This is a genomic window from Turicibacter sp. St.80E1 (assembly GCF_059728495.1).
In genome coordinates this window covers 250,354-273,420 of sequence record NZ_AP039386.1, presented here as the reverse complement: position 1 = coordinate 273,420, position 23,067 = coordinate 250,354, and the positions used below count along the sequence as shown (strand labels likewise).

Annotated in this window: 17 protein-coding genes; 2 read left to right on the top strand and 15 right to left on the bottom strand. The window is 36.2% G+C overall.

From position 1 onward, the window contains the following. From pyrE to AC6I0I_RS01180, 12 genes are all read right to left on the bottom strand, one after another. Nucleotides 1-633 carry an orotate phosphoribosyltransferase gene (gene pyrE, locus AC6I0I_RS01235; RefSeq protein WP_161832396.1) on the bottom strand — a complete coding sequence of 211 codons (633 nt, stop codon included), beginning with the start codon at nt 631-633 and terminating at the stop codon, nt 1-3. A gap of 99 nt (nt 634-732) precedes the next feature. Then, complete coding sequence (gene pyrF, locus AC6I0I_RS01230; RefSeq protein ID WP_161832397.1) at nt 733-1,437, bottom strand: orotidine-5'-phosphate decarboxylase; 705 nt, start codon at nt 1,435-1,437, stop codon at nt 733-735. Nucleotides 1,438-1,785: 348 nt separating this feature from the next. Beyond that, nucleotides 1,786-1,989: a hypothetical protein gene (locus tag AC6I0I_RS01225; protein WP_161832263.1), complete on the bottom strand. Its 204-nt coding sequence runs from the start codon at nt 1,987-1,989 to the stop codon at nt 1,786-1,788. Between the two features lie 1,015 nt (nt 1,990-3,004). Next, nucleotides 3,005-3,919, bottom strand: a complete 915-nt coding sequence (locus AC6I0I_RS01220; protein WP_161832262.1) for a dihydroorotate dehydrogenase — start codon at nt 3,917-3,919, stop codon at nt 3,005-3,007. Further along, the gene (locus AC6I0I_RS01215; protein WP_432766974.1) at nt 3,919-4,713 is read right to left on the bottom strand and encodes a dihydroorotate dehydrogenase electron transfer subunit; all 795 of its coding nucleotides are present in this window, start codon (nt 4,711-4,713) and stop codon (nt 3,919-3,921) included. Before AC6I0I_RS01215 ends, AC6I0I_RS01220 begins: the two co-directional genes overlap by 1 nt. A gap of 149 nt (nt 4,714-4,862) precedes the next feature. Further along, nucleotides 4,863-8,048, bottom strand: a complete 3,186-nt coding sequence (carB, locus tag AC6I0I_RS01210; protein WP_161832260.1) for a carbamoyl-phosphate synthase large subunit — start codon at nt 8,046-8,048, stop codon at nt 4,863-4,865. 62 nt (nt 8,049-8,110) lie between these two features. Next, nucleotides 8,111-9,175, bottom strand: a complete 1,065-nt coding sequence (locus tag AC6I0I_RS01205; protein ID WP_161832259.1) for a carbamoyl phosphate synthase small subunit — start codon at nt 9,173-9,175, stop codon at nt 8,111-8,113. Between the two features lie 12 nt (nt 9,176-9,187). Beyond that, nucleotides 9,188-10,465 (bottom strand): dihydroorotase, encoded by a 1,278-nt coding sequence (pyrC, locus tag AC6I0I_RS01200; protein WP_262953866.1) that lies wholly within the window; start codon nt 10,463-10,465, stop codon nt 9,188-9,190. An 80-nt stretch (nt 10,466-10,545) separates the two neighbouring features. Next, nucleotides 10,546-11,436: an aspartate carbamoyltransferase catalytic subunit gene (locus AC6I0I_RS01195; protein ID WP_317453427.1), complete on the bottom strand. Its 891-nt coding sequence runs from the start codon at nt 11,434-11,436 to the stop codon at nt 10,546-10,548. An 89-nt stretch (nt 11,437-11,525) separates the two neighbouring features. Further along, complete coding sequence (locus AC6I0I_RS01190) at nt 11,526-12,887, bottom strand: solute carrier family 23 protein (protein WP_262950867.1); 1,362 nt, start codon at nt 12,885-12,887, stop codon at nt 11,526-11,528. A gap of 301 nt (nt 12,888-13,188) precedes the next feature. Further along, complete coding sequence (locus AC6I0I_RS01185) at nt 13,189-13,830, bottom strand: HD domain-containing protein (protein WP_262953865.1); 642 nt, start codon at nt 13,828-13,830, stop codon at nt 13,189-13,191. A 166-nt stretch (nt 13,831-13,996) separates the two neighbouring features. Beyond that, entirely contained in the window at nt 13,997-15,409 is a 1,413-nt protein-coding gene (locus AC6I0I_RS01180) for a DUF7309 domain-containing protein (protein ID WP_161832254.1), read from the bottom strand. A 256-nt stretch (nt 15,410-15,665) separates the two neighbouring features. Here AC6I0I_RS01180 and AC6I0I_RS01175 point away from each other — a divergent pair, with 256 nt between their 5' ends. After that, complete coding sequence (locus AC6I0I_RS01175; protein WP_161832253.1) at nt 15,666-16,457, top strand: YidC/Oxa1 family membrane protein insertase; 792 nt, start codon at nt 15,666-15,668, stop codon at nt 16,455-16,457. Nucleotides 16,458-16,491: 34 nt separating this feature from the next. Here the strand turns inward: AC6I0I_RS01175 and AC6I0I_RS01170 are convergent, their stop codons facing one another. Continuing rightward, nucleotides 16,492-17,829: a DUF7309 domain-containing protein gene (locus tag AC6I0I_RS01170; protein ID WP_161832252.1), complete on the bottom strand. Its 1,338-nt coding sequence runs from the start codon at nt 17,827-17,829 to the stop codon at nt 16,492-16,494. A gap of 344 nt (nt 17,830-18,173) precedes the next feature. On the opposite strand from AC6I0I_RS01170, the gene AC6I0I_RS01165 reads away from it, so the two are divergent. Then, nucleotides 18,174-20,792, top strand: coding sequence for an FAD-dependent oxidoreductase (locus tag AC6I0I_RS01165; RefSeq protein WP_262953864.1), 2,619 nt, complete (start codon nt 18,174-18,176; stop codon nt 20,790-20,792). A gap of 682 nt (nt 20,793-21,474) precedes the next feature. Here the strand turns inward: AC6I0I_RS01165 and AC6I0I_RS01160 are convergent. Continuing rightward, nucleotides 21,475-22,065, bottom strand: a complete 591-nt coding sequence (locus tag AC6I0I_RS01160; RefSeq protein WP_338506705.1) for a DapH/DapD/GlmU-related protein — start codon at nt 22,063-22,065, stop codon at nt 21,475-21,477. A gap of 49 nt (nt 22,066-22,114) precedes the next feature. Further along, nucleotides 22,115-22,954 carry a prephenate dehydrogenase gene (locus AC6I0I_RS01155; RefSeq protein ID WP_161832249.1) on the bottom strand — a complete coding sequence of 280 codons (840 nt, stop codon included), beginning with the start codon at nt 22,952-22,954 and terminating at the stop codon, nt 22,115-22,117. Nucleotides 22,955-23,067 lie beyond the last annotated feature (113 nt).

Sequence of the window (23,067 nt, the reverse complement as noted above, 5' to 3'; positions counted from 1 at the left end):
CTATTTTGTTAGCCAGCTTTCATCACTTGGATTTTGACGCCATGCCGTTAATTTTTCCACTGACTCTTTTGAGATTTCTCCCATTTCCACCGCTACTTCAACTAATGTTTGATAATTACAAAGAGAAACATTTTTACACGCTGCTGCCTCTAAATTTTTTAATCCAGTTTCAAGCTCATATGAGAAGATTGAAACGATTCCTAAAACATCGCATCCTAATTCTCGTAATACCTCAACCGCTTCAATTGAAGATTTTCCTGTAGAAATTAAATCTTCAACAACAACAACTTTCATCCCCTTTTCAACTAACCCTTCAACTTGATTTCCTCGTCCGTGCTTTTTAGCCGATGAACGAACATATCCCATTGGTAAATCTAATTTATCTGCCATAATAGCCGCATGTGGAATCCCTGCTGTTGCCGTTCCCATTAACATTTCACAATCTGGATAATATTGTTTAACAAGATCACATAAGCCTGCTTCAATATCACGACGAACTTGTGGATAAGATAAAGTTAAACGATTATCACAATAAATTGGTGATTTAATTCCTGATGTCCATGTAAATGGTGTTTCTGGGCGCAATAATACCGCGTGAATTTCTAATAAATGTTTCGCAATTGTACGTTTCATAAATAATCTCTCCTCTATGTTTTGTATAAAAATATACCGATAGTTTCTCTAAGCAATGCCCTATATTATTTAAATTTATTTAATGCTTTGAGCTCCTCTTTATCCTAAGAACTCCTCTTTAATTTGACGATACGTAGCTACTGGATGAACAGATTTCGTAATTGAACGACCAACAACAATGTAGTTTGACCCAAGTTCCTTAGCCTTTGTTGGAGTAACAACTCGTTTTTGGTCATCTAAACTATCACTTGCTTGACGAATCCCTGGCGTACAAGTAATAAAGTCTTCACCTAATTTATCATGGATTTCTTTTGTTTCTAATGCAGAGCAGACAATTCCGTCTAATCCTGCCTCTTTTGTTAACTGAGCATATTTTAAAACCGTGTTTGGTAATGTCTCACTAATTAGGATTTGTTGTTGCATCACTTCCTCTGTGGTCGATGTTAACTGAGTGACTGCAATACATAGTGGTCGTTTTGCACCAGGAGCAGTTCCTTCATTTAAACCTTCAACCGCCGCCTTCATCATCGGAAGTGTCCCGGCTGCATGAACATTCACCATGTCAACCCCAAGCTTAGCTAAATTTTTCATCGCACTTTTAACAGTATTCGGGATATCATGTAACTTTAAGTCTAAGAAAATTTTATGGTTCTTTTCTTTTAAGTATTTAATAATTTGAGGCCCCTCTGCATAAAACAGTTCCATCCCTACTTTAACATATAAAGATTCATCAAATTGTTCAATAAATTGACGTGTTTCCTCAAAATCTTTAAAATCTAATGCAATAATAACTGCCTTCTCCATCTAATAGACCTCCTCATACTTCCGATATCACATTAACTTTATATCAAACTCATATCATCACTCTAATTCTAAGAACAGTCAAAGTCTTTTTACGGCTTTCTAACAAAAAAATCCTCTTTTAGCTTTTACATCTAGGCTAAAAGAGGATACACGAATTCCATAAAATGATGGTTTACTTCTTTATTAACGTGTTCTTCTCAGCCTCACAGGACCGAATTAAAGCTATCTTCATTATTATAAAATATTTGACTTTTTGTGTCAATAACTATCTCTTTCTATTTGTTCTACGTTATCCACAACTCCATTAAAAAAGAGAAACCTATTGACTAGACTTCTCTCCTATTTATTTTATAAACCAAATACAATATTCATTTTATGCATTAATTGATTCGCCTCTTCTTGGCTACTAATTGGATGATACTTAAAAATATTTAATGTTTTTAATTGGGCTTCATTAACAAGACGATCGATGGGTCCACAGGCTTCTAAATTTCTTTGAAATTTTTCCTCTAACTCTGCAATTCTAAATAAAATATGATTCATATCTTCCACGTCCCTTTCTCCTAACGAATTACCTTAGTATTGGATAGTTACCTGAATTCTATTCATCAATTTATTACTTTTATAAAAAAAATCTTGTTTGATTCATTTCTCGATGGATGGAGGAAGAATGTAAGTACTCAAAGACTCCGTTTATAGATAGTAACTTCTGTCCCCTTACACACCACTTAGTAAAATAAAAAATATAGTAAAACCTCAGTATAATAAAGTCGAACATGGATAGAAGCTTTAACTAAAGTGGGTTTATCCGCTAATACAATTGCTAAGAGCCTTAGACGCCCTTTATCGACCATGACTCGTGAAATGAAATGCTGGTCAGTAGAGAAGTATATGACACACTCGAAATGTTAGTATTTTCTATACTGATTTTCGATAACGTCAATACCTTGCAAGATATTAAACCATCAAACATCTGAAAAATCATTTGAACGCTACTTCGATCACATTTACCACATAAGTTCACAGTTCACCTATACCGATTTCACCAATTTTTCATTTAATGTTAGTATTGGGTTATTAAAATTAAAATAGGGAGGGACCTATTATAAATAAAAAATGATTATATTAAATGATGTTTATAAATTTCCAACTGCGATCATTGAAGACAATTCATCCTCTCTAACACTAAAATTGAAATACGATAGTCGAAAATATTCTGATTTTAGAAATTTTTGTGGCAGAAGTTTTTTTCAACAATCCGATATATCCATAAAATCAGATAAAAAGTGCTATACCACTCTGATTGAAAGCTCCTCATTCAGTTTAGGATCAATAGATTATAACGAAAAGGAAGAGATACAACAGTTCAATCCATTGGCAGAGGCAATCATCCGTTTTAAAAAAGAAACACTTCAATCCATCGCGAAGATAAAGAGCAAAGAAAAAAGAGCCTTTTATTTAGACTCTTTTTCTTTGATTTATTTATTAACATTAATTTCATTGCTTAAAAAATAACACCCGATAAAGTAATTTTAATCGCTTCTCTTAAAACATGCCCCTTCAGATTTTATCCTTGATGTGCAAATCCTGTTGCATCGCTTAATTTTTCAAATCCATATTTATCTAATACTTCTGGTAGGCGATCGATAATATCCACACAAGCATAAGGATTGATAAAATTCGCCGTTCCAACAGCCACCGCACTTGCCCCGGCATAGAAAAATTCTAGGACGTCTTCTGCTGTTTCAATCCCTCCCATCCCGATAATTGGGATATTCACTGCTTTATAGACGTCATGAATCATACGAAGGGCCACCGGTTTAATCGCTGGACCTGACAGTCCACCCGTTCCATTTGCTAAAATAGGTTTTCCTGTCTTCATATCAAAGCGCATTCCAAGTAACGTATTAATCATCGTAATTCCATCGGCACCCGCTTCCTCAACGGCCTTTGCGATCTCTACGACATTCGTGACATTTGGGGATAACTTAATATAAACTGGAACAGTCGAAACTTCTTTAATCGCTCTCGTTAGCTGTGCAGCAACTGTTGCATCGGTTCCGAAAGCAATTCCACCTTCTTTAACATTCGGACATGAAATATTAATTTCTAAAGCGGCAACATTTTTAGCTCGCGAGATTTTCTTAGCGACTGCCACATACTCTTCTAATGTTTTTCCTGCCACATTAGCGATAATCGGTAGATCATATTGTTCTAAAAAGGGTAATTCATGCTCCATAATCTTATCCACACCTGGATTTTGCAAACCAATCGCATTTAACATTCCACCCGGTGTCTCAGCGACGCGTGGCGTTGGATTTCCAACACGGGCCTCTTCAGTGGCCGCCTTGATCATAATTGATCCTAAACGTGACAAATCATAGTATTCAGCAAATTCTCGCCCAAATCCGAAACATCCTGACGCTGGGATGACTGGGTTTTTCAAACTTAATCCCGGTAATTCAACGGCTAAACGATTCATTATAATGCAACCTCCCCAAGTTTAAAGACTGGACCTTCTTTACATACACGTGCCATTTTGCCATTATTAAGTTGACATACACATGCATAACATGCACCGATCCCACATGCCATTCGTTCCTCAAATGATAAATATCCTTTTTTAGTTTGCCCAAACTGACGATCAATCGCCTGTAACATCACTTTAGGACCGCAACCAAAGACCTGATCAAATGCTATATTTTTATTTAAAATTAACTCCACAACATTACCGTGATAGCCATAACTTCCATCCATTGTTGCAATATGAACATCGGCATATTGACTAAATTGTTCCTCGTAAAAAACGTCTTGCTTTGAAGCAAATCCTAATACGGCAATAACTTTATTCCCTTTAGCATGCAAACGTTTGGCCGTTTCATACATCGGTGGAACTCCAATCCCACCACCTACTAACACAACTGTTTCATCATCCAAAACCTCTGAAAGATCAAAACCAGTTCCTAACGGACCTAACACATCTACTTGCTCTCCTGATTGTTTTAAAGAAAGTAACCTCGTTCCTTCTCCTTCAGCACGATAAATAAGGGTTACCTGCTTTAAATCTTGATTAATTTCACAAATAGAAATAGGGCGGCGTAATAAGGGATAGGCCACTTCGTTAACCTTAATATTTACGAACTGCCCTGCCTGAAACATTCCCTGAACTAATTCACCACTCAATACTAACTCGTAAACATTTTTTGCAATTAATGTTTGACGTACAATCGTCATCCTCTGTACTTTACGCATGGGTAGCCTCCTACGGTTAAAAATCTATCTTAATCTCCTACACAAGACGATGTAAAAGTGCATTTCTATACTCTTTCATTCACCTGTATATACGTAGATGAGTATCCTCCACGCTTGATTAGAGCGTGAAGCATACTCATTTTTAAACTTAAACATTATTTGGATTGTGACTATTAAATAGCGGCATCAATAGCGAAGCTCATTGACTCAAGAACTTTATATACAGCGCGTGCTGTATCTAATGACGTTAAACATGGAATGTTATTTTCTACAGCCTCGCGACGAATTAAAAATCCATCTGTAATTCTGTCTTTCTTACTTACTGAGAACGTATTAATAACAAATTGAACCTGTTGCCCACGAATGACATCAAGTACAGTCTTTCCTTCTTCACCTATTTTGGCGATAGAAACAGCCTTAATTCCATTTTCCTTTAAGAACTCACATGTTCCTTTTGTAGAAATTAATTCGTAACCAATCTCAGTTAATTGACGAGCAAGTTCAACTGACTCTTCCTTATCTTTATTTCCAATTGTAAATAAAATGCGTCCATGAGTCGGCATCTTCATTCCCGCTGCCACTAACGCTTTGTAAAGTGCCTTTTCAAGCGTACGATCCTTTCCAATTGCCTCCCCTGTTGATTTCATTTCAGGGCCTAATGAAATATCAACTTTTCTCAATTTAGAGAATGAGAAGACAGGTGCCTTAACATAAACACCTTCCGCATGTGGATGGTATCCTGTTCCATATCCTTGTTCAATTAAGGATTGTCCTAAAATCGCCTTTGTCGCAATATTTGCCATTGGTACATTTGTAATCTTACTTAAAAACGGAACGGTACGAGATGAACGAGGGTTGACCTCTAACACAAAAACCTCTTCGTCTTTCGTGACAACAAACTGAATATTTAAAAGTCCGATAATCGTTAATCCACGTGCAATTCTTGTCGTATAGTCGATGAGTTTATCCATCACTTCTTTTGATAAGGTCTGAGGTGGATAAACGGCCATCGAGTCACCTGAATGGACACCCGCACGTTCAATATGTTCCATAATCCCCGGAATATATACATTTTCACCGTCAGAAATCGCGTCAACTTCGACTTCTTTTCCAGTTAAATATCGGTCAATTAAAATTGGATTATCTCCGTTTTCTTTTAATGCCTCTTTCATATAGCGTTCAATTTCTACATCATTATCAATGATTTCCATTGCACGTCCACCTAATACATAAGACGGACGAAGTAACACAGGATATCCGATACGATTCGCAATTTCTTTTGCGCCTTCTACTGATTGACACGTCGCTCCAAGCGGTTGAGGTACCTCTAAATCCTTTAATAATTTTTCAAATTGATCACGATCTTCCGCACGATCAATATTTTCTAATGATGTTCCTAAAATTTTAATTCCACGTTCTTGTAATTTTGATGCTAAGTTAATCGCTGTTTGTCCTCCAAACTGAACGATAACCCCTTCTGGTTTTTCTAAATCAATAACATGCATTACGTCTTCAATTGTTAATGGCTCAAAGTATAATTTGTCCGAAATTGAGAAATCAGTTGAAACCGTTTCTGGATTGTTATTAATAATAATTGCTTCATAACCTGCTTGTTGAATAGCCATCACGCAGTGTACCGTTGCATAGTCAAATTCAACCCCTTGTCCAATACGAATAGGACCTGATCCAAGAACAACTACGCTTGGTTTATCTGTACGATGTGATTCATTTGCTGTTTCATAGGTTCCATAATAATACGGTGTTTTTGATTCAAACTCGGCACTACATGTATCAACCATTTTATAAACTGGAATTAATCCATTTTCTTTACGGAATTGATAAACATTTAATTCTTGCGTATTCCAGTAATTTGCAATGGTAATATCGGCAAACCCCATTTTTTTAGCTTGACGTAAAATATCTAAATTCCATGCGTTTTCTTTAATGATTGCTTCAAAATCGATAATTCCTTTTAACTTCGTTAAGAAAAATAAATCAATTTTTGTTACCTGATGAATCTCTTCAATTGATGTTTTGCGGCGAATCAATTCGCTAATCACGAATAAACGCTCATCGTCTGCATGCTTTGTTCGTTGCCATAATACGTCATTTTCTTCATTTTTTAAAGCTGGTAATTCCACGTGATAAACTTTTGTTTCAAGTGAACGTACAGCTTTTAATAATGACTCTTCGAAGTTACGTCCAATTGCCATAACTTCCCCTGTCGCCTTCATCTGTGTTCCTAATCGACGATTCGCTGAGTTAAATTTATCAAATGGCCAACGTGGGATTTTAGCGACAACATAATCTAATGCAGGCTCAAAGCATGCGTAAGAAACTCCTGTTACAGGGTTGATAATTTCATCTAATGTCAGACCCACCGCAATCTTTGCCGCAATCTTTGCAATCGGATAACCAGTTGCCTTCGATGCTAACGCTGATGAGCGTGAAACACGTGGATTTACTTCGATTACATAGTAATTAAAGCTATTTGGATCTAATGCTAACTGAACGTTACATCCTCCCTCAATTCCTAATGCACGAATAATAGTTAACGAAACATGGCGGAGCATATGATACTCACGATCGGCTAATGTTTGGGAAGGAGCTACAACGATTGAATCTCCCGTATGAATTCCAACTGGATCAAAGTTTTCCATGTTACAAACAACAATCGCGTTATCATTTTTATCGCGCATTACTTCATACTCAATCTCTTTATATCCAGCAATTGATTTTTCAATTAAACATTGTGTCACAGGTGATAAATTTAATCCATTTTCAACCGTTGCACGTAGGCTGGCCTCATCTTCTACAATTCCTCCTCCAGTTCCTCCTAGCGTAAACGCTGGACGAACAATTAATGGATAACCAATCTCGTTAGCGAAATCAATCGCCTCATCAATCGTATTAACGATGACTGATTCTGGAATCGGTTGATTTAATTCATACATCAAATCACGGAACATATCGCGATCCTCTGCCTTTTTAATTGCTTTTAAATCAGTACCTAAAATTTCAACACCACATTCAGATAAAATTCCATCTTCAGCCAATTCCACGACTAAGTTTAACCCTGTTTGTCCACCTAACGATGGTAACACCGCATCTGGTCGTTCTTTGCGAATAATCTTACTTAAAAATTCTTTTGTTAAAGGTTCCATGTAAACCTTATCAGCAATTTCCGTATCCGTCATAATAGTGGCTGGATTTGAGTTTACTAAAATAACTTCATATCCTTCCTCTTTTAATGATTGGCACGCTTGAGTTCCAGCGTAATCAAATTCTGCAGCTTGTCCGATAATAATTGGACCTGATCCGATAACTAAAATACGATGAATATCTGTACGTTTTGGCATAGGGATTCCTCCTAATTCTCTCTTATCTCTTAGATGTCACAACATTTTTTATGTAAAAATAACTAGTTTAAATTTTCAATAAAACGATCAAATAAATAACTTGCATCATCTGGTCCTGGAGATGCTTCCGGATGATACTGTACCGTAAAGGCTTTATAATGTTTGTGTTCAAGACCTTCAACCGTATTATCATTTAATGCTACGTGCGTAACATTTAATGGTGTATTTTCAATCGACTCTTTACAAACCTCATATCCATGATTTTGCGAAGTAATATGAACTTTATTTGTTTTTAGATCTTTAACAGGGTGGTTACATCCACGATGCCCAAATTTCATCTTCTTCGTATCCGCCCCATTTGCTAAAGCAAATAATTGGTGCCCTAGGCAAATTCCCATTAAAGGATATTTTTCTTGGATTTCACGAATCATTGGTAACGCCTCAACCACATCTTTTGGATCACCAGGTCCATTACTTAAAACAACGCCATCTGGATTAAGTTGGTCAATTTGTGAAGCCGTTGTATTAAAAGGAACAACGATCACTTCACATCCACGTGCCGTTAAATCGCGGATAATTCCTTTTTTCACCCCGAAATCAACTAAAACAACGCGGTGCCCTTTACCTGGAGCTGAATAGACCATTTTGGTTGAAACATGTTCCACATGTCGGTTTAAAACTGGGATAGTGGCCAATTTTTCTAATACTTCTTCATCACTCATGCTAATATCTGCAATCATCCCTCTAATCGCACCATGCTCACGAATCTTAATTGTTAACGCTCGCGTATCTACATTACATAAACCTGGAACCTTCTTTGCTTTTAATAACTCGTCTAATGTTTTTGATGCGCGCCAGTTTGATGGAACCTCGCAATACTCTTTTACAATCAAGGCTGAAGCCGATGGAGAAAATGACTCAAAGTCTTGATCATTGATTCCATAGTTCCCGATTAGTGGATATGTCATCGTCACCATTTGTCCAAAATATGAAGGATCAGACAAAATCTCTTGATAACCTGTCATTCCGGTATTAAAAACTACCTCTCCAGCTACTGGGTCTAAACATCCGAAAGCCGTTCCTAAAAATACTGTTCCGTCTTCTAAAACAAGTTTACGATTGTACATTAATTATCCCTCCTATAAATTCATCGCCTGATAAACTATTTTTCCGTCTACTAATGTCATCACTGGCCAACCTGATACGCAATATCCCGTAAATGGAGTATTTTTTCCTTTAGAGACAAAGTGTTGCGGATCAATTTTCATTTCTTTTTCCAAATCAATGATCGTCAAGTCAGCTATCGCACCCACTTCTAACTTTCCGTAAGGTAAATTAAAGATATCTGCTGGCTTTCGACTCATACAATTAACTAACTGGTTTAAGGTCATGATTCCCGTTTTAACGAAATGCGTGTACATGAGTGGGAATGCTGTTTCTAATCCAACAATTCCAAATGGAGCTTCATAAAGATTTCTAGCTTTTTCATCTTCATGGTGAGGGGCATGATCAGTTGCAATCACATCAATTGTCCCATCGAGTAATCCTTCAACACACGCTAATCGATCGCGTTCTGAGCGAAGTGGTGGATTCATTTTATAATTAGTATCGTCATTTTTGATATCCATGTCACAAAGTAATAGATGATGTGGCGAAACTTCCGCGGTTACATGAATTCCTTGTTGTTTTGCAAAGCGAACCAGTTCCACACTCTCTTTTGTACTAATGTGACAAATATGATAATGAACGCCTGTCGCCTGTGCTAACATAATGTCCCGAGCAATTTGCGCGGATTCACTAACCGATAAAATTCCTTTATGGCCGTTTTCCTTGGCGTATTCACCGTCGTGTAAGTATCCACCGAATAATAAACTATCATCCTCACAGTGAGCGACAATGGGTTTGTTCACCTCTTTCGCTCGCTTCATTGCTTGATACATCACCCCAGCCTCTTGGATTCCACGTCCATCATCAGAAAATCCTAAAATATTCATGTTAGCAAGTGTCTCAACATCTACAATTTCTTCACCACGTTCACCAATGGTAATGGCTGCATAAGGAAAAACCCTAACTTTAGCCGACTTATCTAACAAATCGTTAATGTATGTCACATGTTCAACCGAATCTGGAACAGGAATCGTATTTGCCATCGCAGCAATGGTTGTAAATCCACCTTTAGCTGCAGCTAATGTCCCTGTTTCAATCGTTTCTTTTCTCTCATACCCCGGTTCCCTTAAATGAACATGCACATCCACTAATCCCGGAGAGACGAAGGCACCCGCTAAATCATAAACCTCTGCCTCGTCGCATTCAATTCCTATTTCCATCTTTAAAATTTTTCCATCATTGATTAAAAAATCGCTCTTAATTAAATCATTTTCTTCACTTACAAAATATCCGTTTTTTAAAAGAATCATCTATGACACTCCCTACTCCGTTAAATTAATTTATACGATTGGCCTTCATATAAGTATTAGTTAAAAACGTATTTCTCATCCTAATTTTTCTTATTTTTTAATGATCGATGTAAGCAAGCCATCCTAATGAATACTCCATTACTCATCTGTTTGAAAATTCGACTACGATTACACTCAACAACTTCATCGGCAATCTCAACCCCACGATTAAACGGTGCTGGGTGCATAATAATCGCTCCCTCTTTCATTCGTTTTTCACGTTCTACCGTTAAACCATATTTTTGATGATATTCATCCTTTGTTAAGACCATTATTCCATCATGGCGTTCATGCTGTACTCGCAGTAACATCACAATATCCATGTCTTCTAATACCTTATCTAATTCTTCCCAATCGTATCCCGGCTCTTGAAATTGTGCAGGAGCAACCAGATGAACATCCATCCCAAGACGTGTCATTACTTCAATATTCGTATGCGCAACACGCGAATGCGCGATATCTCCAACAATCGCAATCTTTAATCCCTCAAAGCGTCCATATTCTTGATAGATTGTTAGTAAATCTAACAGAGATTGAGTTGGATGGTTCCCACTTCCATCTCCTCCATTAAGGATCGGAATGTCGATTTTTCCAATCAATTCATCAAAGTAATTGTTTTGAGGATGACGAATGACGACAGCGTCAACTCCTATAGCCTCAAATGTCTTAACTGTATCGTACAATGTCTCTCCCTTTTGTACACTTGAAGTTTGTGCACTAAAATCCATTGTATTTAATCCTAATTTTTGTTCAGCCATCAAGAAAGAATACTGTGTTCGTGTGCTAGGCTCAAAGAAAAGGTTAGCCACTACGCCACCACTTAACGAACAGGTTGTTTCACCATTTGCTAAACGATTTGCTACCTGCAAAATCTCTAATATTTCATCAATTGTAAGATCTGATAACCGTGTTAAATGCTTAATTTCTTTCACTTTCATCACCTGTTTTTACAAATTTATCTATATTTTTTATGAAATTTGGTATAAAAAAATCAGCATAAAAGCTGACCTTTTATATTGTCCTAAATAGATGTCACTTTTTCATTTTTCGTCGGTTTAGTGAACTGATTTACTAAATCTTCATCAGTTACTTCTAATTCAGTTTTACAAGAACTTTGTCCGTAAGAAGCTTCTTTATCTGGTAAGATTAAATGTAAGATAACACCGATAATTGCAGCTAGTGCCATTCCAGATAAAGTTATCTTTCCAATGTTAATTGTTAATCCACCGATTCCTACAATTAAGATGACCGCCCCAATAATCAAGTTTCGTTGACGGCCAAAATCGATTTGATTATTAATTAACACACGAACTCCAGATGAAGCAATAACCCCAAATAGAAGGATACTTACCCCACCCATGACAGCACCTGGAATAGTTTGTACTAGCGCTGTAAACTTTCCGATAAATCCTAAACAGAAGGCTGTAACCGCTGCTCCACCAATCACCCATACTGAAGCAACTTTAGTTAAACCAATCACTCCTGTATTCTCACCATACGTTGTATTAGCAGGTCCACCGATGAATCCGGCACAGAATGTAGCCACTCCATCACCAATCAGTGTTCGGTGTAATCCTGGGCTCTTTGTTAAATCGCGTCCGACAATCGATCCTAAAACTAAATGATCCCCAATATGTTCTGTGATTGTTACAATAGCTACTGGAATCATAATTGATGCAACTTCTAAATTAAAAACGGGTGTTGAGTGTAAGAAGGCAAACGATGGAATTTCAAAGAAATTCGCCTGATGTACAGCACTAAAATCAACCACTCCTGAGATAATAGCTACTAAATACCCAACAACAATTCCGCTAAAAATAGGAAGCAACTGTAACAATCCCTTTGTATAGGCTGAAACCAAAACCGCGGTTAATAACGTAACTAACGCAATTAAAATGTGTTCAGACGCCATATTAACTGCCGTCCCAGCTAAACTCAACCCAATAACCATAATGGTAGGTCCAATAACAACAGGTGGTAATAACTTATTTAACCAGTCCGTTCCAATAAATTTAATTATGATCGCAATGACGAGATAGACAATCCCAACCATCATTAACCCCCCCATAACTGCCCCATAATTCGCACCACTTATCATTTCACCTTGTGCATTTAAAGTAGCCCCTAGAGCCAAAGCAGAAGTAATCGGTGCAATATACGCAAAGGATGATCCTAAATAAACTGGTGATTTCCCCTTTGTCACAAATAAGTAAAACATCGTCCCAATTCCTGATGAAATTAATGCTAAACTAACCGGTAATCCCGTTAACATTGGAACGAGCACCGTTGAACCAAACATTGCCAACACATGTTGAATACTTAATGCAATCCAATGTGCAACCTTTGGCTTTTCATGAACATCTAATATCAGTTTCTTCTCCATTATCGTACCTCCTAAGATACCCGCTTAGATAAGCCTAAAAAGTTGTTCGATTCACCGTTCAATAAAACAAAAAAAATCCTCTCTTAGCTTTATTAGGTAGGCTAAAAGAGGATACACGAATTCCCTAGTTGGGTAATAGATTCTATTATCTTTTAAACGTGTCTTCTCAGCCTCACGGGACCGAATTAAAGCTTTCACAAGTATTATAGAAGATTAGGTAATAAAAGTCAATGTCTATTCATGTAGAAATTTAAATTTTCTATCTCACCTTTTTACGACATTTAACTAAGAGAGGCTAAACTTAGGCTTCTCCATTCCATTCATTTAGAAATTGTTCTACAAAAACCTCCATAAAACGATGACGATTATTAGCTATCTCCTTCGCCGTTTCCGTATTCATTAAGTCTTTAAGTTTAAATAATTTTTCATAAAAGTGATTAATAACCGTCCCCTGGTGTCGACGATACTCCAATTCGTTTTCAAACGTCATAACCGGAAGTTTATCATCATGCATCTTAGCTCCTTTTGCTCCACCATACATAAATGTTCTTCCCACACCTATTGCCCCAATGGCATCAAGACGATCCGCATCTTGAACAATCTTTGCTTCAAGATTTTTTAGCGGTTGCGCATGTCCGCCTTTAAAAGAAATATTTTGAATAATATATTGAATAGATCCTATCTCCTCCTGACCGCAACCCATTGCCTTTAAAACATCAATAAGCTTTTTCTCTTGTTCTTCAACATCGTCAAACAATTTTGGGTCAATAACATCGTGTACAAGTGCAGCAATAAGGACGATTCGTTCATCTCCGCCCTCCACACTTAAAATAGCTTTCGCATTATGGTACACCCTCAGTGCGTGATCAAGACTATGACCACTTGTATCTTGTGAGAGTTCCCCTTCTAAAAATGAAATAAGTTTCGGATAAATCTCCTTCATTTTAATCTTTCCTTTCTCTTGAACGCTGTTTTTTTATAATAGTAGTATTCCATAAGTTAGTCGCGTGGTGCAATAAAAATAATCTTATCACATCTTTTAAAACTAAACACACGCATATAAAAAAAGAGGGAGCGGTCCCTCTTTTATATATAATAAGGATAATAACCTACAAACAATTATTAATAACTAATAACAATGATCGATAATTTGGAATAATATCATCTTCTCCTAAAGCCGTTAAAAAATGTGATAGTACCGGTTTACATTGAGAGAGTACGGGTTGTTCAAGCTGTTCTGGCAGAACATTTAGACAAATATCTTTAACAGCATCACCCGTCCATTCACTCGGAATTTGATCCCGGATGGTGTACATAGCTAACACAAATGTCTGTGTAATTAAACGATACTGCGCCTGGGCTTGCTCACTTAAATTATTTAAAGCATTTTGAAGTGTTAACGTATCGGTAATTTGATCCGCAAAAGATACTAATTTATCAATATCACTTTGTTCACTCTCAATCACCTTTACATTAGACGATGTCGCATTTTGTAATTCTTCAAAAATATATTCTGCAAACTCATGGGCTCGCGTAACGTGAGAGTCAATCGACAACTTAACATCAATTTGTTTACATATATCCTCTAATAGGGCGTATGTATCCTCATCTTCAGCTATAATTTCACATGGACGAATTTTCAATTCAAGAAACTGTTTAGCTAGCTCGGTCACCGTATCCGAAAGATATAAAGCCGCCGTCTCTTGTACGTCTAAATAAAACAATTGCCCCTCTTCAGAATCAACTAAGGCGGTGACTAACATAAAGAATGGTTGACCGGATCCAATTTCAACAACAGGATTAGGTAAATAAAATTGAATGGCCTCCAACGTAATTAATAATTTCGGAAGTTTCTTTAAACGATAAGCTAATAAATCATTTTGAAAAATTGTTTTTTTAGGTGACGGTGATTTTTTATATAAATGAGAATCGACAAAAGTTCCTTTCCAACCTTCATCTTCGCTAAAATATCTCAAATAATACTTACTATCATAAACTTCTGGAACTTGTAAATTATTCGTCAACTCTAGTCTAGCAACAACAACTGCTTGTTCTAAAGCCTTTGTTAAAAACCGACACTGCCACGAATCGGTTAAATACCAGGAATAAATTCCCGGATGATGATAACGAAACTGAGGACATTTCGTCTCCCCTTTCAATTGATAGCCTAAAAACTCTGCCTGTTCCTCATCGTGCTCCGTTAATGCACTGTAATCGACAAAATTAACGACTAAACAGTTTTTTTTAACTTCTGCTTTCATAAAAATATGATCCATATAGGCAAGACTAGCCTTATCGTATAAATAACGATAAGATTGATACCCCGACTCCCCTAAATAAACTGATAAAGAAAAATATTCCCCCATCATTCCCATAATACTACAAAATCCATCTATATCTCTCTCGTCATCATGAATGATAAAAACTTGAGAGGCATACATCCATTTCCACGGTTGCAACTTCTTAAAAGCAATTGCCGCTTCGTACAATCTATGTAACTCAAAATTCGTAGCAATCCCCATGACAAATCATCCTCTCTACTTCCATTTTAACCCCTTCTACTTAAATAATATGTCATTACGTAGAGAATCATGTTAAATTTAAGCAATTTCACTTTTAAGTTGAATTTCACATAATTTTTATTGAATTAGACTCTATTTTAACTTATAATACCCTTATTGTTAGTATTTTATAGCATTATTTGGTTTATAATATTGTTTATATGTCTATTATTTAGCAATATACAAAATACACATTAGGGGAAAGAAGGAATTTTCGTTGAAAAAGAAGTTAAGTTTAGTATTATGTTTTGTGCTAGTCGCCGGACTATTATCTGGGTGTGCTATCTCATCAGAACCCATCACAACAGAAACGGCATCGGGATTATGGGATAAGGTATTCGTCTTACCGCTTGCTAGCTTTATTACCTTACTCTATAAGTTATTATCTAACAACTTAGGATTCGCTATTATCTTAGCAACAGCTATTGTACGTTTAGTCTTAATGCCACTTTATGCAAAGTCAAATAAATCAATGGCTGTCATGCAAGAAATTCAGCCGCAAATGCAACGCATTCAAAAGAAATATGAAAATAAAAAGGATCAAGCTTCACAAGTCAAAATGCAGCAAGAAATGATGGAGCTTTATAAAAAATATAATTATAACCCAATGGCAGGATGCTTACTTCCATTCTTACAAATGCCAGTTTTCTTAGCATTCTATCAAGCTATTTCTCGTCATCCACTCATTCATAACGCTGCTGCTGCTGAATTCTTTGGAATCAACTTAGGGGCTACTGCAACAGTACCAAATTATATCTTAGCCTTTGTTGTAGCGGGATTAACAGTTTATTCACAACGTTTAATGAATAAGAGCATGGCTGCTAGTATGAATGGTCAACAAAATCAAACAAATAATATGATGATGAAAATTATGACTTACTATTTTCCATTTGCCATGTTCTCTATTACAATCGGAACACCATTTGCATTTGGTCTTTATTTCTTAACAGGATCAATTATGACAATTATTCAATCTTTAATCTTCAAGCGTCCAAATGCCAAAAAATAAAAAAAGATATCTTGCTAAGCAAGATATCTTTTTTTTATAAATAGCATCGTCTAACACATTGCTCAATGATTTCATAATTAGAATTTTTTTCGGCTTCTCCTACAATATTCAAGTAATGTGACAAAACTTCAGGAACGAGTTGAAGCTCCTCTTCCCCTAATAAACTAGGCAGCACCTCTTTACAAGCAAGCTCTACATTTTCTATACTCCAATGGTCTGGCAACTCATGAAAATGCCCTAACATGACGACATGAAATAACTCTACAATATTTTCAAATTGATTTTTTCCTTTATCTGTTAATTCACGACTTAATACATCACTCGATAAAATACGTTGACAGATTTCTTTACTTGTTGATAAAACCACGTCTATTTCTCGCTCAAATTCATCTTCTTTCACAAATGTAGATAGTTGACGGTCCACCATCATTAAATCATCAGCAAACTGATTTGCCACTTTTAACTCTTGAACGCGTAATAAATTAATCTTCGTTTGACCCGCAAAATCTTTAAATTGCCTCATGACTGCATCACAATCGGTAACGAAAGCTTTTGGCCTAAACTCTAATTCATGAAGTAGCGTTTTAGCGACCTGTGATAAAATTTGCTCTTGATTTTCCCGACTAGGTGAGGACATTTCAACAAAAATTAACTGTTTAGTTTCCTGTTCTAAAATGACTGTCACCAGCGGAGCGTAACCGCGAGATTCGTGAGAGTCTTCCATTATACGTGGCATCAAAAACTGAGTAACCTCAAATACTAAATTGGTTTGCGGTAACTTCGAAATACGATAAGCCTCCAATTCATTTTGATAAGGTACCTCTTCTTCGTTTAATTGCTTCAAAAAGGTTGCTAGGGAAACTTTTAAAGTTTTCCATCGTCCTGCTGGATCCTTTAATCTCATGAGAATTTGATTCTCTTCTAATGAAAATGAGGGCGTTTCCTTAATTAAATTAACTAACTCTAAAACTTGATTTAAGACTGTTTCTAGAAAATTTACTTGCCACTCATTACTGATACTGCGATTAACAACCCCATATTGACAATCATAAAATTGAGTATCATCTTGGTTAAAAATCACAGATAGGCATGTTTCCTTCGATAAAATATTCCCTGTACTCTGTATTGAGGATTGCGAGTCATCTAATTCAAGTCCCTCATTATAATGACGTAATCCCTCTAGCCCCATATAAACCTTTAATCCTACCCTAGCAGTATTTTTTCCTTGAATAGAACAAAATCCCATTACATGTGTCACCGGATCCTCAATCGCAAATAACTGATATTCGCTAATAACCTCCCACGGTTTTAAATCTTTAAATAATTCCACTGTACGATATAAAGAATTCATTTTTAATTCAGTTGCCTTCATCCCAATCAATCCTTCCCGCCATATCATTTTATTTATTATGGTATAAAATTCCCTTTTTTACACAGTCTATAAAAAAATAATAGTATTTTAGAGATAGACGATCCCCCTATCTTCCTATTTATTCTATTGAAAGAATACAAATATCCGGGCTTCCCCATACATCATTTGAATTGGGGGGTTCCCTTATTAATAGCACTCAATCAAACATCTTTTAAAAATAAAAGAGCATCTCACTTGTGAATTTATTTATTTTTAGGTATTTTATACTTATGAAATAAATATTTTTTTCACAAACGGGTATTTATTTCTTTAATCTTATTATGATGAAATATTGGAGGGAGTTTATGATTCAATCTGTCAATTTAACAAATGATATTTTTTGGTTAGGTATTTTAGATCCTCACTTAGATGTATTCGATATCATCATGGAAACAAAATACGGAACAACCTATAACTCTTACTTGGTTCAAACGACGGAAGGAGCCATTTTGGTTGAAACGGTCAAGGAAAAGTTCTTTGATGCCTATTTACAAAAAATTGAAGAAAAAATCGGGGATTTAAATCAAATTAAATACATTATTACCAACCATACCGAACCCGATCACGCTGGATCTATTGGAAAACTCATTAACCGTATCCCTCATTTAACTGTTATTGGTTCTAAAACGGCGATTACCTACTTAAAAGATATTTTAAATATAGATTTTAACTATCAAACCACAGAAGAACTTAAGTCGTTCAAATTAGGTAATAAAACATTTGAATTTATTAAAGCACCTTTCTTACATTGGCCAGACTCCATCTACACGTATATGCCAGATGAGCACGTCTTATTTACTTGTGATTCATTCGGCTCTCACTATAGCCCAAAATCGGGAATTAAATTATCAGAAGTACCTCAATCGGAAGAAGCGGCTTATCAAGATGCTCTACTGTATTACTACACGGCCATTTTTTCACCGTTTAAGCCTTATGTTCTTAAAGCCATCGATAAAATCAAAGACTTAAAATTATCGATGGTCTGTACAGGGCACGGACCTGTTTTGGATACCCGAATTGATGAAATTATTTCAACTTATCAACAATGGTCAACACCCGCAACTAAAAAAGAGGTCAAAAAGGTTGTTATTCCTTATGTTTCTGCCTATGGATATACAGGTGAGCTTGCGGAAGCTATTATGAAAGGAATTCATGAAGTAGACTCTACAATTGAAATTCTCCCTTATAATCTCGATTTATTAAACTATCCACAGAAAAAGGATGAAATCCTTCATCACTTTGCTGATGCCGATGGAATCTTATTTGGAACATGTACAATCAATGGCGATGCATTACCGATTATTTGGGATTTATCCATTAATCTAAATCCTATCGTACATGGTGGAAAAATTGTCTCTGCCTTTGGTTCATACGGTTGGAGTGGCGAAGGTGTAGATAATATTATGGATCGTTTACACCAACTTCGAATGAAAGTAATTGATGGATTTAAAATAAAATTCCGTGCCTCAAAAAGCGAAACAGAGGCTGCAATTGAATTTGGTAAGCTCTTTGCTAACTGTCTATTAACAGACACGGTTCCGGAACGTAAAAAGGAAACTTCAATAGCTTTAAATGTTGAAGAATTAAATCCAAGTGGTAAGGTTGTCTTATGGCGTTGTATCGTTTGTGGAGAAGTTTATCCGGGTGTATTACCTCCAGAAATTTGCCCTGCTTGTGGAGTGGGATCTGATTTATTTGAACTCTATGAAGAAGAAGTCATTAACTTTAAATCAACAGCTAATGAAAAATTCGTCATTATCGGTGGAGGGGTCGCAGCGATGACGGCGGCAAACACAATCCGTCAACGCAACGAGGTTGCCTCAATTACGATGATTAGTTCAGAATCTAGTTATCCTTATTACCGTCCCTCTCTATCTGATTTAATTGTGCACGATCTTGCAGATGAGGAATTTAATTTAAATGCCAAGGAGTGGTATTCAAATCATAATATCCATCTCTTACTTAACTCAACTGTAACGACTTTAAATGCAGATGAACGCACATTAGTTCTTGAAAACGGAGAAACAATCGCCTACGATAAATTAATTTTAGCAACAGGGTCCTCAAACTTTATCCCACCAATTAAAAACGCTGATGCTTTAGGTGTATTTTCTATTAAATATAAAACAGATGCACTTGCACTTCGCGAGTATGCGCAACACAAAAAGTCCGCGGTTATTATTGGCGGAGGGGTGCTAGGTCTTGAAGCCGCTGATGCTTTACAGGAATTAGGACTTAAGGTTACCATTGTAGAAGTTAGTGATCGCCTAATGAAAACACAATTAGATAGCGATGCTTCTCATTTTATTCAACATATCCTATCTCAAAAGGGGATTGAAATAAGAACTGAGGCGAAGGTAGAAGAAATCCTTACAAACGATCAAAAGGTGGTAGGCGTTAAATTAGCTAATGAAACACTTAATACTGACGTTGTTGTCATTAGTGCAGGGGTTCGTGCAAATACACAACTAGCTTCTCAAGCTAACCTGGAAGTCAACCGTGGGATTGTTGTCAATGATCAAATGCAAACATCTAACCCGAATATTTACGCTTGCGGTGATGTCGCCGAGTTTGAAGGGATCTCTACAAACCTATGGTCTCCTGCTATTGAACAGGCCAAAGTAGCAGGAAGCAACGCTGTTGGTGATTCAAAAACATTCCAAAATGTATGTGAACCACTATCTCTTGTTGCCTTTGATACAGAAGTATTCGCAGTTGGTAAATACCCAAATGAAAACTTAGATACCTTTCAAACCCTTGTGGATAAAAATCCTGAGACAGGACAATTTAAAAAATTATATTTTAAAGATAACCAACTAATCTACGGTATTCTATTTAAGGATATTTCTAAAGCAAGTGTGCTATTAAATGGTGTACGAAACAAAGATAACTATCAAACAGTTGTCTCAAAACTTTATCGTTAAAGAGAAAAAGTGACTATCTTCCATCAGATAGTCACTTTTTAATTTTCTATTAAATTTCAAAAATGAAAGATTATCACTTTCGAAATAAACGCAATCCCGCTAATAAACAAATGAAAAACAGAATAATTAAATTTCCCCATTCTAATAAAAGTCCCCAATTCCCTCCATAAATCATCTCAGGCGATGCATTATACTCATCACAATATATCCCTAAATTATAGAACAAAACCATTGAAATAACTAAGGAAATTACGCTTAGTAAAAATATCGCCCTATTTACTAATTTCATCAATATCACCCTTAACCTTTCCCAAATTAAAAAATTCGCTATCAATCGGATGAGGTAATTTGCTCAATCGGGGGAAGTAAGATCATAACCTAACAAATTGACCAAAAATTCTATCCTTTTAGATACTTTTTGATTGTACCATATTTTATAAAAAAAACTAGAAATTGTTAAATAGGTGGATTTTTTTAAGACAATAAAACAGAAGTTTATCTGATAACTGATTTTATTTCCTTTCTTTCCTCAAAGAAAATAAGCTTTATTCCCCTTTCATCGACCAATCCTTTCTCGCTTTCTATCCTAAAAAAACTCGTAAAATTTTAACCATACTCATTATGGCACTTTCTACGAGCTTTATCTTATTTATTATCGAACAAGTTAATCCAAAGAATTACCTCAAAACCTTTTATCCCCTGTATCATCAATCGTTTTAATGACCCTAGCAGGAACCCCCGCGACCACAGTATTTGCTAAAACATCCTTTGTGACAACAGCCCCCGCTGCAACAACTGCATTTTCCCCAATCGTTACCCCCGGAACAACAGTGGCCCCTGTAGCAATCCAAGCATTTCTTTTCACCACAATCGGTTTAGACACCGTTGCGTGACGTTTTCGAGGAGTCAATGGATGATTAATCGTTATTAAATTAACTTTAGGCCCAATGAGAACATCATCCTCTAATATAATTCCCCCACGATCCATAAATGTACATCCATGATTCACAAAAACATTTTTACCGATTTTAATATTCTTCCCAAAATCCGTGTAAAACGGAAGCCGAATACGAAAGGTTGGATCCACTACGCACCCAGTTAATTGCGAAAATAGATTACGAATTTCTTCATCAGTATGGTAATTACCATTTAGCTCAAATAATATCTTTTGCACCTCATCTATTCGTTCTCTAATCTTGTAGTACCCCTCATCCTGATGCGTAATTTCTTCGCCGGCCCGATCACGTTCAAAAATATTGCGACTTTTCATCATAATCCCTCCATTAAACCACATAGTTAATGTAAACGAGAGGGGATGAGTACTAACTATCTAACCCTTCTCTCCTTTTAGTTGACTTTCTAAAGTACTGCTTAAGTGTTTCTATATCATAATCATGAATAGCTTTTTTAATAAGATCTAACTCTAGTTCAAAGTTGTTAATGGCCTTTAATAAATTGTCCTTATTTCCTAAAAAAAGTTCACTCCATAAATCCTCATTAATATTTGCAATGCGTGTTAGCTCTCTATAACTATCCCCGATAAAGCTCCCCGTGTCACGTCCCTCCTCATCACTATTTATTAAAGCAACAGCAATAGCATGCGGAAGTTGAGATGTGAAACCGATCATCTCATCATGAAAAGAGGGAGTGATACGCCTTACTTTTTTAAATCCCATTTCATAAGCAAGACCCTCAATTAATTCAATATTTTTTTCTTTATTCTTCTTTGTGGGCGTAATTAAATAATTAGCCCCTTTAAACACCTGATGTGATGCAAAATCAATTCCCTTTTTCTCTCGTCCGGCCATCGGATGACCGAATACAAAATCAATTTCTTCAGGAAGCATTGCTAGTATATCCTCGATAAACATCCCCTTAATTCCTGTTGCATCCGTAATCACGCACCCTGGCTTTAAATGCTGAAGATGATTTTGAATAAAAGACCTCATGAGTTGTGGATAAATGGCTAGGATAACTAAATCCGCATCTCTAAGCAGTCGATCACCCACCGTTTGTCCCTCCCTAATAATCCCCATCTCTCTCGCCTTTTGTAGCGTTTGAGCGTTTGTATCTATCCCATAAACCTCTTGATACCCTGCCTCCTTAAGTGCCATCGCAAACGAACCCCCAATAACACCTAATCCTACGATCACAATTTTCATTGCAAATCTCCCCTTTATTTTAAGAATTCAATGATTTCTTTTATGAATGTTATCCTCTGGTAAATTAGCATTTATCTCGAACTTTTAAGCACGTCTAAATCCTCTATCTATTA

Excerpts from the sequence above, each read along its gene's own strand:
- AC6I0I_RS01205 (WP_161832259.1), bottom strand. The coding sequence starts at position 9,175 with ATGTACAATCGTAAACTTGTTTTAGAAGACGGAACAGTATTTTTAGGA.
- AC6I0I_RS01185 (WP_262953865.1), bottom strand. The coding sequence starts at position 13,830 with ATGAAGGAGATTTATCCGAAACTTATTTCATTTTTAGAAGGGGAACTC.
- AC6I0I_RS01160 (WP_338506705.1), bottom strand. The coding sequence starts at position 22,065 with ATGATGAAAAGTCGCAATATTTTTGAACGTGATCGGGCCGGCGAAGAA.
- AC6I0I_RS01220 (WP_161832262.1), bottom strand. The coding sequence starts at position 3,919 with ATGAATCGTTTAGCCGTTGAATTACCGGGATTAAGTTTGAAAAACCCA.
- AC6I0I_RS01165 (WP_262953864.1), top strand. The coding sequence starts at position 18,174 with ATGATTCAATCTGTCAATTTAACAAATGATATTTTTTGGTTAGGTATT.
- pyrF (WP_161832397.1), bottom strand. The coding sequence starts at position 1,437 with ATGGAGAAGGCAGTTATTATTGCATTAGATTTTAAAGATTTTGAGGAA.
- AC6I0I_RS01170 (WP_161832252.1), bottom strand. The coding sequence starts at position 17,829 with ATGAAGGCAACTGAATTAAAAATGAATTCTTTATATCGTACAGTGGAA.
- pyrC (WP_262953866.1), bottom strand. The coding sequence starts at position 10,465 with ATGATTCTTTTAAAAAACGGATATTTTGTAAGTGAAGAAAATGATTTA.
- AC6I0I_RS01190 (WP_262950867.1), bottom strand. The coding sequence starts at position 12,887 with ATGGAGAAGAAACTGATATTAGATGTTCATGAAAAGCCAAAGGTTGCA.
- AC6I0I_RS01155 (WP_161832249.1), bottom strand. The coding sequence starts at position 22,954 with ATGAAAATTGTGATCGTAGGATTAGGTGTTATTGGGGGTTCGTTTGCG.
- carB (WP_161832260.1), bottom strand. The coding sequence starts at position 8,048 with ATGCCAAAACGTACAGATATTCATCGTATTTTAGTTATCGGATCAGGT.
- pyrE (WP_161832396.1), bottom strand. The coding sequence starts at position 633 with ATGAAACGTACAATTGCGAAACATTTATTAGAAATTCACGCGGTATTA.
- AC6I0I_RS01180 (WP_161832254.1), bottom strand. The coding sequence starts at position 15,409 with ATGGGGATTGCTACGAATTTTGAGTTACATAGATTGTACGAAGCGGCA.